The 15,581-nt window shown below is 71.0% G+C and carries 10 protein-coding genes; 6 read left to right on the top strand and 4 right to left on the bottom strand.

From position 1 onward, the window contains the following. Positions 1-90: 90 nt before the first annotated feature. Complete coding sequence (locus NUT86_RS16335) at positions 91-5,052, top strand: NAD-glutamate dehydrogenase (protein ID WP_159488102.1); 4,962 nt, start codon at positions 91-93, stop codon at positions 5,050-5,052. Between the two features lie 150 nt (positions 5,053-5,202). On the opposite strand, the gene NUT86_RS16330 is transcribed toward NUT86_RS16335, so the two are convergent. Then, positions 5,203-6,000: an ABC transporter ATP-binding protein gene (locus tag NUT86_RS16330; RefSeq protein WP_148591946.1), complete on the bottom strand. Its 798-nt coding sequence runs from the start codon at positions 5,998-6,000 to the stop codon at positions 5,203-5,205. Continuing rightward, positions 5,993-6,928: an ABC transporter permease gene (locus tag NUT86_RS16325; protein WP_274735971.1), complete on the bottom strand. Its 936-nt coding sequence runs from the start codon at positions 6,926-6,928 to the stop codon at positions 5,993-5,995. Before NUT86_RS16325 ends, NUT86_RS16330 begins: the two co-directional genes overlap by 8 nt. Positions 6,929-7,064: 136 nt before the next feature. Between NUT86_RS16325 and NUT86_RS16320 the strand changes: the two genes are divergently transcribed. Continuing rightward, positions 7,065-7,700 (top strand): TetR/AcrR family transcriptional regulator, encoded by a 636-nt coding sequence (locus NUT86_RS16320; RefSeq protein WP_051104194.1) that lies wholly within the window; start codon positions 7,065-7,067, stop codon positions 7,698-7,700. A 276-nt stretch (positions 7,701-7,976) separates the two neighbouring features. Here the strand turns inward: NUT86_RS16320 and NUT86_RS16315 are convergent, their stop codons facing one another. Further along, the gene (locus NUT86_RS16315) at positions 7,977-10,349 is read right to left on the bottom strand and encodes a bifunctional glycosyltransferase/CDP-glycerol:glycerophosphate glycerophosphotransferase (protein ID WP_274735969.1); all 2,373 of its coding nucleotides are present in this window, start codon (positions 10,347-10,349) and stop codon (positions 7,977-7,979) included. Positions 10,350-10,821: 472 nt separating this feature from the next. Between NUT86_RS16315 and NUT86_RS16310 the strand changes: the two genes are divergently transcribed. From NUT86_RS16310 to NUT86_RS16295, 4 genes are all read left to right on the top strand, one after another. Continuing rightward, positions 10,822-12,777: a glycosyltransferase family 2 protein gene (locus tag NUT86_RS16310; protein ID WP_274735968.1), complete on the top strand. Its 1,956-nt coding sequence runs from the start codon at positions 10,822-10,824 to the stop codon at positions 12,775-12,777. Positions 12,778-12,971: 194 nt separating this feature from the next. Next, positions 12,972-13,352, top strand: coding sequence for a hypothetical protein (locus tag NUT86_RS16305; RefSeq protein ID WP_018091224.1), 381 nt, complete (start codon positions 12,972-12,974; stop codon positions 13,350-13,352). A gap of 122 nt (positions 13,353-13,474) precedes the next feature. After that, positions 13,475-13,747, top strand: coding sequence for a DUF1876 domain-containing protein (locus tag NUT86_RS16300; protein ID WP_018091225.1), 273 nt, complete (start codon positions 13,475-13,477; stop codon positions 13,745-13,747). Between the two features lie 57 nt (positions 13,748-13,804). Next, positions 13,805-14,479, top strand: a complete 675-nt coding sequence (locus NUT86_RS16295; protein ID WP_018091226.1) for a class I SAM-dependent DNA methyltransferase — start codon at positions 13,805-13,807, stop codon at positions 14,477-14,479. 80 nt (positions 14,480-14,559) lie between these two features. Here NUT86_RS16295 and galE read toward each other — a convergent pair whose 3' ends face one another. Beyond that, positions 14,560-15,537: a UDP-glucose 4-epimerase GalE gene (gene galE / locus NUT86_RS16290; protein ID WP_266449652.1), complete on the bottom strand. Its 978-nt coding sequence runs from the start codon at positions 15,535-15,537 to the stop codon at positions 14,560-14,562. Positions 15,538-15,581 lie beyond the last annotated feature (44 nt).

The following is a 15,581-nucleotide window of genomic DNA, read 5'->3' as shown; positions in this document are numbered from 1 at the left end:
CGACAGGACACCCCGCGTCGCGGCGTTGTGCGGCTTCCATCACGTTCTTCCACAACGTCACGCAACGGCGCGCGACAGGAGCCAGAGGACATGCAGACCAAGCTGGACGAAGCCAAGACCGAGCTGCTCGCCAGGGCCGCCCGGGTCGTTGAAAGCAGCCCGGCCGGGGGCAAGCACCCGGTACGCGGCCTCGACCCGGACACCCTTTCGGGATACCTCCAGCGCTACTACCTGCACACCGCCCCCGAGGACCTCACCGATCGTGACCCGGTCGATGTCGTCGGCGCCGCGCTCTCGCACTACCGCCTCGCGGAAATGCGTCCTCAGGGCACCGCGAACGTACGGGTGCACACCCCGACCGTCGAGGAGAACGGCTGGACCTGCAGCCACTCCGTCGTCGAGGTCGTCACCGACGACATGCCGTTCCTGGTCGACTCGGTCACCAATGAGCTCTCCCGGCAGGGGCGCGGCATCCATGTCGTGATCCACCCGCAGGTGATCGTCCGCCGTGATGTCACCGGCAAGCTCATCGAGGTCTTCGACTCCAACTGCGACGCGCACGGCAAGACCGGCAAGGGCAAGGGCACGAAGCTGCCGCACGACGCGGTGACCGAGTCCTGGATCCATGTCGAGATGGACCGCGAGACCGACCGCGAGGACCTCCATCAGATCACCGCCGATCTGCTGCGGGTACTCTCCGACGTCCGCGAGGCCGTCGAGGACTGGGAGAAGATGCGTGCCGCCGCCGGCCGCATCGCCGACGAGCTGCCCGCCGAGCCGGTCGCCGACGACCTGGGCGACCAGGAGATCGAGGAGGCCCAGGAGCTGCTGCGGTGGCTGTCCGCGGACCACTTCACCTTCCTCGGCTACCGCGAGTACGAGCTGACCACCGCGCCCTGCGAGGGCGGCGCCGACGAGGATGTGCTGACCGCCGTGCCCGGCACCGGCCTGGGCATACTGCGCGCCGACCCGACGCACCGCGAGACCGCCGACGGCCACCCCGTCTCGCCGTCCTTCAACCGGCTGCCCGCCGACGCCCGCGCCAAGGCCCGTGAGCACAAGCTGCTCATCCTGACCAAGGCCAACAGCCGCGCCACCGTCCACCGCCCCTCCTACCTCGACTACGTCGGCGTCAAGAAGTTCGACGCCGAGGGCAATGTCGTCGGTGAGCGGCGCTTCCTGGGCCTGTTCTCCTCGGCCGCGTACACCGAGTCCGTGCGCCGGGTGCCGGTCATCCGCCGCAAGGTCGCCGAGGTCCTCGAAGGCGCGGGCTTCAGCCCCGACAGCCATGACGGGCGCGACCTGCTGCAGATCCTGGAGACGTACCCGCGCGACGAGCTGTTCCAGACGCCGGTCGACGAGCTGCGGTCCATCGCCACCAGCGTCCTCTACCTGCAAGAGCGCCGCCGGCTGCGCCTCTACCTCCGCCAGGACGAGTACGGCCGCTACTACTCCGCGCTGGTCTACCTCCCGCGTGACCGCTACACCACCGGTGTGCGGCTGCGCCTGATCGACATCCTCAAGGAGGAACTGGGCGGCACCAGCGTCGACTTCACCGCCTGGAACACCGAGTCGATCCTCTCCCGGCTGCACTTCGTCATCCGGGTCGAGCCCGGCGCCAGCCTGCCGGAGCTCACCGACGCCGACGCGGACCGCCTCGAAAGCCGGCTGGTCGAGGCCGCCCGCTCCTGGGCCGACGGCTTCTCCGAGGCGCTGAACGCCGAGGTCGGCGAGGAGCGCGCCGCCGAGCTGCTGCGCCGCTACGGCCACGCCTTCCCCGAGGGGTACAAGGCCGACAACAGCCCGCGCAGCGCCGTCGCCGACGTCCAGCACCTCGAGAAGCTCACCGGCGAGCCGGGCCGCGACTTCTCGGTCAGCCTCTACGAGCCGGTCGACGCCGGCCCCGGCGAGCGCCGCTTCAAGATCTACCGCAGGGGCGAGCCGGTCTCGCTGTCCCGGGTGCTGCCCGGCCTGAACCGCCTGGGCGTCGAGGTCGTCGACGAGCGCCCGCACGAGCTGCGCTGCGCCGACTCCACCATCGCCTGGGTCTACGACTTCGGGCTGCGGATGCCCGAACACATCAAGGGCGACGACGCCCGTGAGCGCTTCCAGGACGCGTTCACCGCGGTGTGGACCAGCGCGGCCGAGAGCGACGGCTTCAACACGCTGGTGCTGCGGGCCGGCCTCAACTGGCGCCAGGCGATGGTGCTGCGGGCCTACGCCAAGTACCTGCGGCAGGCCGGTTCGACCTTCAGCCAGACGTACATGGAGGACACCCTCTCCAACAACGTCCACACCACCCGGCTGCTGGTCTCCCTCTTCGAGGCACGGATGTCCCCCGACCGGCAGCGGGCCGGCACGGAGCTGACGGACGGGCTGCTGGAGGAGCTGGACGGCGCGCTCGACCAGGTCGCCTCCCTGGACGAGGACCGGATCCTGCGGTCCTTCCTCACGGTCATCAAGGCCACCCTGCGCACCAACCACTACCAGAAGGACAGCCAGGGCAGGCCGCACAGCTACCTGTCCATCAAGCTGGACCCGCAGGCCATCCCCGACCTGCCGGCGCCCCGCCCGGCGTACGAGATCTGGGTGTACTCGCCCAAGGTCGAGGGCGTCCATCTGCGGTTCGGCAAGGTCGCGCGCGGTGGTCTGCGCTGGTCGGACCGCCGGGAGGACTTCCGTACGGAGATCCTCGGCCTGGTCAAGGCGCAGATGGTCAAGAACACCGTCATCGTGCCCGTCGGCGCCAAGGGCGGCTTCGTCGGCAAGCAGCTGCCGGACCCGTCGCAGGACCGCGACGCCTGGCTGGCCGAGGGCATCGCCTGCTACCGGACCTTCATCTCCGGTCTGCTGGACATCACCGACAACCTGGTCGGCGGAGAGGTCGAGCACCCCAAGGACGTCGTACGGCACGACGAGGACGACACCTACCTCGTCGTCGCCGCCGACAAGGGCACCGCGACCTTCTCCGACATCGCCAACGAGGTGGCCGAGTCGTACGGCTTCTGGCTGGGCGACGCCTTCGCCTCCGGCGGCAGCGCCGGCTACGACCACAAGGGCATGGGCATCACCGCCCGCGGCGCCTGGGAGTCGGTCAAGCGGCACTTCCGTGAGCTGGGCGTGGACACCCAGTCCGAGGACTTCACCGTCGTCGGCGTCGGCGACATGTCCGGTGACGTCTTCGGCAACGGCATGCTGCTCAGCGAGCACATCCGGCTGGTCGCCGCCTTCGACCACCGGCACATCTTCCTCGACCCGAACCCGGACGCGGCGACCTCGTACGCCGAGCGCCGCCGGCTCTTCGAGCTGCCCCGTTCCTCCTGGGCGGACTACAACACCGAGCTGCTCTCGCAGGGCGGCGGCATCCACCCGCGCTCGGCCAAGTCCATCCAGATCAACGCGCAGGTGCGGGCCGCCCTCGGCATCGAGGCCGGGGTGAAGAAGATGACGCCCGCCGATCTGATGCAGGCCATCCTCAAGGCGCCGGTCGACCTGCTGTGGAACGGCGGCATCGGGACGTATGTGAAGTCCTCGGCGGAGTCCAACGCCGATGTGGGCGACAAGTCCAACGACGCCATCCGGGTCAACGGCGAGGACCTGCGGGTCAAGGTCGTCGGCGAGGGCGGCAACCTGGGCCTGACCCAGCTGGGCCGGATCGAGTTCGCCATGGCCGGCGGGAAGATCAACAACGACGCGATCGACAACAGCGCCGGTGTGGACACCTCCGACCACGAGGTGAACATCAAGATCCTGCTCAACTCCGTGGTCGCGGACGGCGATATGACGGTCAAGCAGCGCAACAAGCTGCTGGCCGAGATGACCGACGAGGTCGGCGCGCTGGTGCTGCGCAACAACTACGCGCAGAACACCGCGCTGGCGCTGGCCCTCGCCCAGTCCTCCAGCATGCTCAACGCCCAGCAGCGCTTCATGCGCCGTCTGGTGCGCGACGGTGATCTCGACCGGGCGCTGGAGTTCCTGCCCACCGACCGGCAGATCCGGGAGCGGCTGAACGCCGGGCGCGGGCTGACCCAGCCCGAGACCGCGGTGCTCCTGGCCTACACCAAGATCACGGTCGCCGAGGCGCTGATCCAGACGGGGCTGCCGGACGACCCCTACCTCCAGCGGCTGCTGCACGCCTACTTCCCCTCGGCGCTGCACGACCGTTTCCCCGAGCAGGTCGACGGGCATGCGCTGCGCCGCGAGATCGTCACGACGGTGCTGGTCAACGACACCGTCAACACCGGCGGTACGAGCTTCCTGCACCGCATGCGGGAGGAGACCGGCGCCTCCCTCGAAGAGGTCGTCCGGGCGCACACCGCGGCCCGCGCCATCTTCCGGCTGGGCCAGGTCTGGGACGACGTCGAGGCGCTCGACAATGTCGTCGCGGCCGATGTCCAGACCCGGATCCGGCTCCACTCCCGCCGGCTGGTCGAGCGCGGCACCCGCTGGCTGCTCAACAACCGCCCGCAGCCGCTGGAGCTGTCGGAGACCATCGGCTTCTTCGCGGACCGGGTCTCCCAGGTGTGGTCGGAGCTGCCGAAGCTGCTGCAGGGCGGCGACCTGGAATGGTTCCAGGCGATCCTGGAGGAGCTGACCGACGCGGGCGTGCCCGAGCAGCTGGCCGTCCAGGTGTCCGGCTTCTCCTCGGTCTTCCCGGCGCTGGACATCGTCGCCGTCGCGGACCGGCTGGACAAGGAACCGCTGGATGTCGCCGAGGTCTACTACGACCTGGGCGACCGGCTGCGGATCAACCAGCTCCTCGACCGCATCCTGGAGCTGCCGCGCAACGACCGCTGGCAGTCGATGGCCCGCGCCTCGATCCGCGAGGACCTCTTCGCGGCCCATGCGGCGCTGACCTCCGACGTGCTGTCGGTGGGCAACGGCTCCTCGACTCCGGAGCAGCGGTTCAAGGCCTGGGAGCAGGCCAATGCGGCGATCCTCAGCCGCGCCCGCGCGACGCTGGAGGAGATCCACGGTTCGGAGGGCTTCGATCTGGCGAACCTGTCCGTGGCCATGCGGACGATGCGTACGCTGCTGCGCACGCGTAGCTGACGGAGCCGGGCCGCCGCATGGCCCGGACTCCGGTACGGCAGAGGGGCGCACCCGTCGTGGGTGCGCCCCTCTGTCATGTCCGTCTGCGGCGCAGCTTTGTCGTGTCCGTGTCCGTGTCCGTCCGCGCCCGTGTCCGTCTCCGGCGCAGCGTCAGCGATGCGCCTCGTACGCCTTGATGACGTCGTCCGTCGGGCCGTCCATCAGCAGTTCGCCGTGCTCCAGCCACAGGACGCGGTCGCAGGTGTCGCGGATCGACTTGTTGTTGTGGCTGACGAGGAAGACCGTGCCGGCTTCCTTGCGCAGTTCGCGGATGCGGGCCTCGGAGCGCTTCTGGAAGCTGCGGTCACCGGTGGCCAGCGCCTCGTCGATCATCAGCACATCGTGGTCCTTGGCTGCGGCGATGGAGAACCGCAGCCGGGCCGCCATACCGGAGGAGTAGGTGCGCATCGGCAGCGAGATGAAGTCGCCCTTCTCGTTGATACCGGAGAAGTCGACGATGCCGTCGTAGCGCTCACGGACCTGCTCGCGGCTCATGCCCATCGCCAGACCGCCGAGGATCACGTTCCGCTCGCCGGTCAGATCGTTCATCAGGGCCGCGTTGACGCCCAGCAGCGAGGGCTGGCCGTGCGTGTAGACCTTGCCGCGCTCCGCGGGCAGCAGCCCGGCGACCGCCTTGAGCAGTGTCGACTTGCCCGAGCCGTTGGAGCCGATCAGGCCGATCGACTCGCCCCGGTAGGCGGTGAAGGAGACGCCCTTGACCGCATGCACCTCTCGCACCCCGGAGCTGGGCTTGCGGCGCACGATGCGGTTGAGTGCCGCGGTGGCGGTGCCCTTGCCCGCGCCCGTGCCGTAGACGCGGTAGACGATGTGCAGATCGTCCGCGATCACGGTCGGGATCCGTGCCCCGGTCGCCTGGCTGCCGTTCTGTTCCGTCCTGACCTCAGCCACGTCCGTACCGCTCCTCGGCCTTCCAGAAGTACACAAAGCCCACGACGCCCATCAGCAGCGCCCAGCCCCCGGCGAGCGCCCACACATGGTGCGGCAGCTTTTCGTGCGTGAAGCTGTCGATCAGCGCGAAGCGCATCAGGTCGATGTAGACGGCGGCCGGGTTGGCGTTGAGCAGCCACTCCACGAACGCGGGGACCTGCTTGTCCTTGAGGATCAGGTCGATGCTGAACATCACGCCGGACGCATACATCCACGTCCGCATGATGAACGGCATCAGCTGCGCCAGGTCCGGGGTCTTGGAACCCAGCCGGGCCATCACCATCGCCAGGCCCGTGTTGAACATGAACTGCAGCGTCAGCGCCGGGATGACCAGCAGCCACGACCAGGTCGGCAGCTGCCCGAAGCCCAGCAGGATGAGGACCAGCACACCCATCGAGAAGAGCAGCTGCTGCAGCTGCATCAGGCAGAACGAGATCGGCAGGCAGGCCCGCGGGAAGTGCAGCGCCCGCACCAGGCCCAGGTTGCCCGAGATCGCCCGCGTACCGGCCATCACCGAGCTCTGGGTGAAGGTGAAGATGAAGACGCCGGTCACCAGGAACGGCACGAAGTCGGGGACGCCCTTCTTCGTGCCGATCAGCAGACCGAAGATCAAGTAGTAGACGAGCGCGTTCAGCAGGGGCGTCGCCACCTGCCACACCTGGCCCAGCTTGGCCTGGCTGTACTGCGCCGTCATCTTGGCGCTGGCGAAGGCGGAGATGAAGTGCCGCCGGTGCCACAGCTGCCGGACGTACTCGGGCAGTGAGGGGCGGGCGCCGCTCACCGTGAGGCCATGGCGCTCGGCCAGTGCGCGCAGCTCGGGGTCGCCGGATGCGCCGGGGGCGGACGCCCCGGCGGGCGACGGGGCAGGGGGAGCAAGGGTCTGGGGCATGGGGCCGCTTTCGCTTGCGTACGGGGGAAGCGGAACGGAGCGCAACGACGGGACGGGTCCGTATCGTCGCGACGTTGACACTAAAGGGAGCTCGCGTCGAAACGCAACCGTAGCGTCGTGACGGTAGGCTCACGCCATGGCAAAAGACGGCAGCGGGAGCGAACCCGTGGCGGCGCGCCGGGCCCCGGCAGGCGCCGCCGTACTGCGCGAGGACAAGACCGAGGCGATCCGTGCCGCGGTCTTCGAGGAGCTGGCCGCGGCGGGCTTCGCCCGGATGTCGATCGAGGGCATCGCGCGGCGGGCGGGCGTCGGCAAGACCGCCGTCTACCGGCGGTGGCGCTCCAAGCTGCACCTCGTCCTGGACGTGGTCTCCGCGGTGGCCGTGGCGGGTATGCCGACGCCGGACACCGGGTCGCTGTCCGGCGACGTACGGATGCTGCTGGAGGTCGCGGCCCGTGCGCTGCGGCACCCGATGGCCTCGCAGATCATCCCGGACCTGCTGGCGGAGGCGGCCCGCAGCCCCGAGCTGGCGCAGGCGCTGAAGGCGGCGCTGCACGACAGCCAGGAGAGCGTGGCGGCCGCGGTGGTGGCGCGGGCGGTGGAGCGCGGCGAGCTGCCGCAGGACGTGGATGCCCGCCTGGCGCTGGACCTGCTGACCGGGCCGCTGTACTGGCGGCTGCTGGTCGTCCGCGACGAGCTGCCCAAGGGGTACCTCGACGCGCTGTCGGGCTCGGTGGTGGCGGCGCTCGGGGCGGCACTCGGGCCGGAGTGAGGGCGGTCACCTAGGGCGGGGGCGAACGGATCCCGTAGGGGGTGCGGGAGCCCCCTGCGGGTCCACAACGAGGAGGGGTGGGGCGGGTATTCCCGCGCGAGAAGGCCTTCCGTGCGAGAAGGCCTCCGCGCGAGAAGGCCTTCCGTGCGGGATGGATTCCCGCCACAGGACTGCCCCCGGCCGGGCCCGCGACTGCCTCCGGCCGGGCCTCCGGCCGGATCCCGCCCGGATCCCGGCCGGAGGCAGTCGCGTAAGCGTGAGCGCCGGAACCGTGCGTCAGCCCGCCATCTCGACGTCCGAGGTGCCCGAGGTGCCCGAGGTGCCCGACGTGCCCGAGGGGGGCACGTCGTCATGTGCCGCGGTTCGTGGGGCCGGCAGTTTGAGGAGGCCGGTTGCCGCGGCTGCGGCGCGCGGGGACGGGGCGATGGTGCGCTCGTCCTGCGGCAGCGGCTCCGGGGTGGCCTCCTGGCCGAGGAAGACCCGGCGTACCACGCGCTCGGCGGCGTGCCCGTCGTCCCACGGGCAGAACCGCGCGCGGAACGCGGCGCGCAGCCCGGTGGCCGCCTCGTCGTCCCAGCGGCCGCTGCGGAACGCCTCGATCAGCTCGTCCTCGGTGGTGGCGATCACGCCCGGGGTGTCGCCCGGCAGGCCCGAGAGCAGATCGAAGGTGACACCGCGGGAGCGGACGTAGGTGTCCCAGTCGTCGGCGTAGGTGATGATCGGCCGGTCGAGGTTGGCGTAGTCGAACATGATCGACGAATAGTCGGTGACCAGGGCGTCGGCGGCCAGGCACAGCTCCTCGACGACCGGGTGGCCGGACACGTCGATCAGTGCTCCGCGCTCCTGGAGCTTCTGGAGGCCGGGGTCCCGGTCGTAGAAGTAGTGGGTGCGCACCAGCAGGACGAAGGTGTCGCCCAGTTCGCGGGAGAGCTTCTCCAGGTCGAGCCGCGGGACATAGCCGACCTGGTAGTCGCGCATCGTCGGCGCGTACAGGACGGCCGTCCGGCCGGGGGCGATGCCGAGGCGCTCGCGGATGTCGAGGACGTCCTGGGCGGTGGCCCGGTAGTAGACGTCGTTACGGGGGTAACCGGCGTCCACCGACGCGAAGTCGCAGGGGTAGACGCGCTCCCACTGCTCAGTGGTGTGCCGGTTGGCGGAGAGCGAGAAGTCCCAGCGGTCGGCGCGGGCCAGCAGCTTGCGGAAGCTCATGCCCTTGGCGGCGGCCGGGTAGCGCTTCTGGTCGGTGCCCATCGACTTCAGCGGGGTGCCGTGGTGGGTCTGGAGGTGGATCTGGCCCTCGCGCTTGACCACGTTGTCGGCGAAGTTGACGTTGTTGACGAGGTACTTGGCGCGGGCCACCACCTCCCAGTAGCGCGGGGAGTTCAGCACGACATGGTCGATGCCGGCCGGTACCGAGTCGGCGAGCTGCTTCTTGACGACCCAGACGCCGTGCACGTCCGGAGCCAGCTCCTTGGCCTTCTCGTAGACCGCCAGCGGGTTGCAGGACGGCAGCCGGTTCCAGTACGCGGAGTAGACCGCGAGATTCTCGTCCAGCGGCTGCCGCAGCAGCGCCTGGTAACGCAGGTCCATGGCCTTGCGCTTGGCCTGCCGGACCCGCTTGCCGGCGTGCTTGCGCACCGTGCGCTGCACCTTGCCGGCGACCTTCAGACCGGCCAGCGCCGGGTAGGCGTCCCTGGCGAGCAGCGCGTACTTGCCGCCGGCCACACCGGAGGGGCGGACGAAGCCGGCCGGCAGCCGCAGGCGGTAGTCGCGGGCGGCGCGGTGGAAGAACTCGGCCTGGGCGTGCTGCGGCAGCCGGCCGGGCTTGTCCAGCACGGTCAGATAGTGGTCGACCATCTTGCGGAACATGTGCGGGCGCCAGCGCGACAGTTCGGGGTGCGCGTCGAGGTAGTCGAAGACCCGGGCGTACTGGTCGAAGACGTCGAAGTGCTTGCGGCTGGTGGTGCGCAGGATGTTGCCGCCCTGCCGGCGCTGGCGGTAGTGCAGGCAGACCCGGTCGAGGACCGCGATCCGCTGTGCGGTGATCAGCGTGCAGAACGTCCAGGGCGCGTCCTCGTAGTAGCCCTCCGGGAAGGCGAAACCGTGCTCTTCGACGAAGTCGCGGCGGTAGGCCTTGTTCCAGACGATCTGCAGCAGATCGAGGAGCCGGGGCCGCTCGGCGAGCGGGAAGGAGGGCGCGCCGGACTCGTCGAGCAGCGCGGAGAGGGCATTGCGCCGGGTGGAGCCGTCCCAGTACGTCCGGGCGTAGTCGAAGATCAGGATCTCGGGGGTCCCGGTGGCGGCCAGCCGTTCGGCGAGGGCGCCGAGCGCGCCGGGCACGAGGGTGTCGTCGCTGTCGAGGAAGAGGAGGTAGTCACCGCGGGCCCGCGCCAGGCCGGCGTTGCGGGTGGGGCCCAGTCCGGCGTTCTCCGGGAGGTGCAGGACCCGGACGCGGTCGTCGTGCGCGGCGTACTCGTCGAGGATGGCGCCGCTGCGGTCGGGCGAGCAGTCGTCGATGGCGATGAGCTCGAAGTCGGTGAACTCCTGCGTCAGCACCGAGTCCATGCACTCGCGCAGGAAGCCCTGCACTCTGAACACGGGCACGATGATGCTGAAGCGGGGGCCGGCGTCGACGCCTGTCTCGGACATGCGGTGCTACTCCTCGTGGCGAGCTGAGTACAGAACACAAAAAAGACCCAAAGGGGTCTCTTGTGGTGTCAGCCTTCTGACTACTGTTCACCCGAAAAGGTTGTTGTCCGTAACCTGAAAGTTCTGTGCTGCTCATCACGAATCTCGTTAAGTGGTGATATGTCGGACGGTGGGATGGCTCGGGCTCCGCCGGTGCTGAGGGTGTGTCGGCTCCGTGCCCGCCCCGTGGCTGCCGCTGACGGCTGCTTCAGGCCACCGGCGGGGCCGTGCTCGCGGCGATGGCGGGCACGGGTGAAGGGGGCGGGCAACCTCCAGGGGTCGGACCGCCTCTTGGGGGGTGGCGGGTGTCGGAGCCACCGGCGGCCCTCCGCGATCGGCGAACGTTCACCTCGCGTTATATGTCTTGATGGTCCCCTTCGCCCTGCTGGGACGCCGGGTATTCCGGGGGACTGCCGAAAGAACGGAGGGCACGGTGTCCGTCCCTGACGACCTCGCGGCCGCGGCTCCCACCGGAACGGACGCCCCGGCGCCGACCGTCTCCGTGATCGTGCCGGTGCACAACACCCGGCGCTACCTCGACCGCAGCCTCGGCTCGGTCTTCGCCCAGACACTGGACCGCCGCCACATCGAGGTGATCGCGGTCGACGACGGCTCGACCGACGGCAGCGCCGAGTGGCTGGCAGAACAGGCCCGCCGCCACCCCCAGCTGACGGTGCTGCGCCAGGAGGCCTCCGGCGGGCCGGGCAAGCCGCGCAACGCCGGGCTCGCCCACGCCACCGGCGACTACGTCTTCTTCCTCGACTCCGACGACCGCCTCGACCCCCAGGCGCTGTTCTGGCTCACCCGGACGGCCCAGCGGTACGGCTCGGACATCGTCTACGGCCGGATCGCCGGCGCCGACGGCCGCGCCGCCCCCGTCGACCTGCGCACCACCAGCGCACACGTCTCGGTCTTCGACTCCCCGGTCTACTGGTCCCTGGCCGCCTACAAGCTCTTCCGCCGCTCCTTCCTCACACGCCACCAACTGCGCTTCGTCGAGGGCCGATTGCTGGGCGAGGACCTGCCGTTCGGCAGCACCGCCCTGCTGCGCGCCGACGTCGTCTCCGTCTTCGCCGAACGCACCTGCTACTACCTGCACGGACGCGACGACAACAGCAACGCCAGCCGCCAGGAGACCGACTGGTGCGAGTACCTCGGCTACATCGGCACCGTCCTCGACCCGGTCGCGGCCGCCGTCCCGCCCGGCGCGAACCGCGACAAACTGATGGTCCGGCACTTCCACGGCGAGATACTCATGCCCTTCGGGGCCCCCTACCTCGCCCGCGACCCGGCCGGCCGCACAGCGATGGCGGCCGCCGCCCGCCCCCTCGTGGAGCGCTACCTCACCGACCGGGTACTGGCCGCCCTGCCGCCCCGGCTCCGGCTGCGCGCCCACTGCATACGCGCCGGGCTCGACGACGAACTGACCGCCGTCGTCCGCGCCGACACCGAGAACCGCCCGGACCCGCCGCACCTCGACGACGACGGCCGGGTCTACGCCGGCTACCCGTACTTCCGCGACCCGCGGCGCGCCCTCCCCGACACCTGCTACGACCTCACCGACCGCGTGGTGCTGCGCCAGCGGCTGATCCGGCAGCGCTGGGCGGGCGGCGTACTGCACCTGCGGGGCACCGCCGCCCTCCCCTGGCTCGGCGGCGACACCGTCGAGATCCTGCTGCGCCGCGGCGGTACCACCCACCGGATCCCGGCCCGCGCCGCGGACGGAGCCTGGCGGGCCGCCGTCGACCCCGCGACCGCGGCGGACGGCGCGCCACTGGCCGACGGCGTCTGGGGCCTCAAGATCGCGGTCACCGCGCACGGCCCGGGCGGCGCCACCGGGCCCGCCGTCCGCCGCGAGGCCTGGCTGGTCCCCGAGGACGAGAGGGACGACGAGGACGACACCGGCTTCGCGCCGCGGATCGTCGGCCGCGGCCCGGCCGGCCCCGCCGTCGCCGCGCTCTTCCGCTCCCGCCCGCACGGCCACCTCCACCTCGACCTGGACCGGGACGGAGTACGCCGCCCGCTCGGCGGCGATCTGCGCGGCACGGCCGACTGCACCCGCTCCGGGCGGGCCACCCTCACCGCCCGGCTCACCCTGCCCGGCTGCCCCGTGGACGCCGAACTGCGGCTGATCCTCTACGACGCGACCCGCACGGTGGCACTGCGCACCACCGTCGAACGGGCCGCCGGCGACCGCTACACCGTGCGCTCCCTGCTGCGCAGCGGCCCCCCGGGCACCTGGCGGGTCGCCCTGCGGGTGACCGCCGGCCCGCTCCGCCGCGAGCTGCCGGTCCGGACGGCCGGCCGCGGCGCCGACGGGCGGACACCGCTGACCCTCACCGTGCCGGGCGGCTCCCCGGCGGGCCTGCTGCGCCGGGCGCGCCGCTGACCCCGTCTGTGCGCCCCCGGGCCCCGGCCCCGCCCGGGGGCCCGCGGCGCCCGGCCCGGCGAGCCCCTTTCGGCAATAGCCGAATGCCGTTGCCCGGCCCGCCCCCGCTGAATCAGGCTGACCCACAGTCAGGCACCGGCAGCGGTGCACCCGCGGGAGAGGACCCCGCGGGCCGTATGACAGGGGGAACACACATGTCCGTACTGAAGCGAGTCGGCATGACGGCCATGGCCGTCGCGGCGCTGGTCGTCCCGGCAGGCGTGGTCGTCGGGACCGCCGGACCCGCCGCGGCGAAGGCCGCCACCACTCAGGGATGCCCTTACGGCGCGGTCTGCATCTACCCGCAGAACGCCGGCTGGAACGGCGGCCACCCGTCGCACTTCTACTACAGCTACGGGGCCCACAACCTCAGCAACATGGTCGGGGTGCACCGCATCTACAACAACCAGTCCGGGGGCGCGACCATGCGGACCTGCACCGGTTACAACGGCACGGGCTGCCAGGGCTACCTGCCGGCCAACAACTACATCGACAAGGACATGACGCCGATCAACTCGATCACCCTCCAGCGGTAGCCGCGCGGCACCGCCGAGAGCGCCGGGGCCGGGCCTCCTGACGGGAGGCCCGGCCCCCGCACATCGTGCGGCGGACGGCAAGCGGGCGCACCCTGGTAGCAGCGGCTCCGGAGGTGATTGCCATGTTGCAGACCGCTGTCGGATGGCATGTCGAGCTGGAATTCGAGGAGGACAACCACCGCACTCGCGCCGCCGCCCTCGTACGGCTCCCCGACGGGACCGAGGTGCGGTCCCACGGATACGCCAGCCGCCACCCCGTCGACTCCAACCAGCCGAGGGTCGGCGAAGAGGTGGCGGGAGCCAGAGCGCTCAACGAACTGGCGATGAAGTTGCTGACCAAGGCACACGACGAGATCGACGAGGCGTCCGGCCGGACATCGCACCCGCTGACCTGACCGGCGCCCCCGCTCCCCACAACCGGCCCCGGCGGCCGCGGAGTAGGGTCGGCGCCCATGACCGAACCGGACTTCCTGCGGACCACCCGGACGTTCTACGACGCCGTGGCCGACGACTACGCCGAGCACTTCCGCGACGCCCTCGCCGCGAGGCCGTTGGACCGGGCGGTACTCGCCGGGTTCGCCGAACTCGTACGGGACGCGGACGCCGGCCCGGTGGCCGACCTCGGATGCGGGCCCGGCAAAGTGACGGCCCACCTGGCCGGCCTGGGGCTGCCCGTCTTCGGCGTCGATCTGTCCCCGCAGATGGTGGCGCTGGCCCGGCGGACGCACCCGGAAGTCCGCTACGAGGTCGGGGCGATGACGGACCTGGACCTGCCGGACGGGGCCCTCGGCGGCATCGTGGCCTATTACTCGATCATCCACACCCCGCAGGAGCGGCTGCCGGAGCTGTTCACCGAGTTCCACCGGCTGCTGGCCCCGGGCGGCCACGCGCTGGTCGCCTTCCAGGTCGGGGACGAGCCCCTGCACGTGGCGGAGCCGTTCGGGCACCCCGTGTCGCTCGACTTCCGGCGGCGCCGGCCGGACCGCGTCGCCGGCCTGCTGGCCGGGGCCGGCCTGGAGGTGCGCACCCGGCTGCTCCACGAGCCGGACGAGGGGCTGGGGGAGTCGACCCGGCAGGCCTGCCTCATCGCCCGCAAACCCGCCGGGACCGCCGACCGTCACGTCTGACGGCACCCGTACCGCGTACGGCCGCCGGGCACCGCTGAACACGGTGCCCGGCGGCCGTAGGCGCGAGGTGCGGCCCGAGGTCAGCCCTGCGGGTGGTGGTGCTGCCAGCCCGCCCAGGCCGAGGTGATCATGTCGCGGACGTCGTGGCGGGCCTTCCAGCCCAGCTCGTCGGTGATCCGGTCGGCGGCCGCGACCACCCGGGCCGGGTCGCCCGCCCGGCGCGGGGTGACCTCGGCGGTGACGCCCTGATGCCCGGTGATCCCGGTGATCAGATCGATCATCTCGCGCACCGACACCCCCTCACCGCGCCCGATGTTCAGCGTCAGATCGCGCACCGGACCCGGCCCGGCGAGCTTGCGGGCGGCCGCCACATGGGCCTCGGCGAGGTCGGCGACATGGATGTAGTCGCGGATGCAGGTGCCGTCCGGGGTGTCGTAGTCATCACCGAAGATGCGCGGTGCGGCGCCCGCCGTGAGCCGCTCGAAGACCATCGGGACGATGTTGAAGACACCGGTGTCGGCCAGCTCCGGGGTGGCCGTCCCGGCGACGTTGAAGTAGCGCAGACAGGCGGTGCTGATGCCGTGCGCCCGGCCGGCCGCACGGACCATCCACTCGCCGACGAGCTTGGTCTCGCCGTACGGGTTGATCGGGGTGCAGGGGGTGTCCTCGGTGACCAGATCCACGTCCGGCATGCCGTAGACCGCGGCCGACGAGGAGAACACCAGCCGGCCGACCCCGCCCGCCGCCATCGCCTCCAGCAGCGTCTGGAGACCGTGCACATTCTCCCGGTAGTACAGCAGCGGCATCTCGACGGACTCGCCGACCTGCTTCTTCGCCGCCAGGTGGATGACATCGGTGATGCCGTGCTCGGCGAAGGTGGTGTCGAGCAGCGCGCGGTTCAGCGTGGAGCCGACGACCAGCGGGACGTCCTCGGGGACCCGGGCGGCCACGCCCGTCGTCAGGTCGTCGAGCACGACGACCGTCTCGCCCGCCTGGCGCAGCGCCCGTACGACATGGGCACCGATGTAGCCGGCACCACCCGTGATCAAGTAAGACATGGCGTCAATCCTAGGCTCGGGGACGAAGAGTGCTGAGGAGTGGT

The organism is Streptomyces sp. G7(2002), assembly GCF_028870195.1.
GTDB classification, from domain to species: Bacteria; Actinomycetota; Actinomycetes; order Streptomycetales; family Streptomycetaceae; genus Streptomyces; species Streptomyces nigrescens.
Note: the sequence above shows the minus strand (reverse complement) of the source record. Positions and strands in the feature narration are given on the sequence as shown.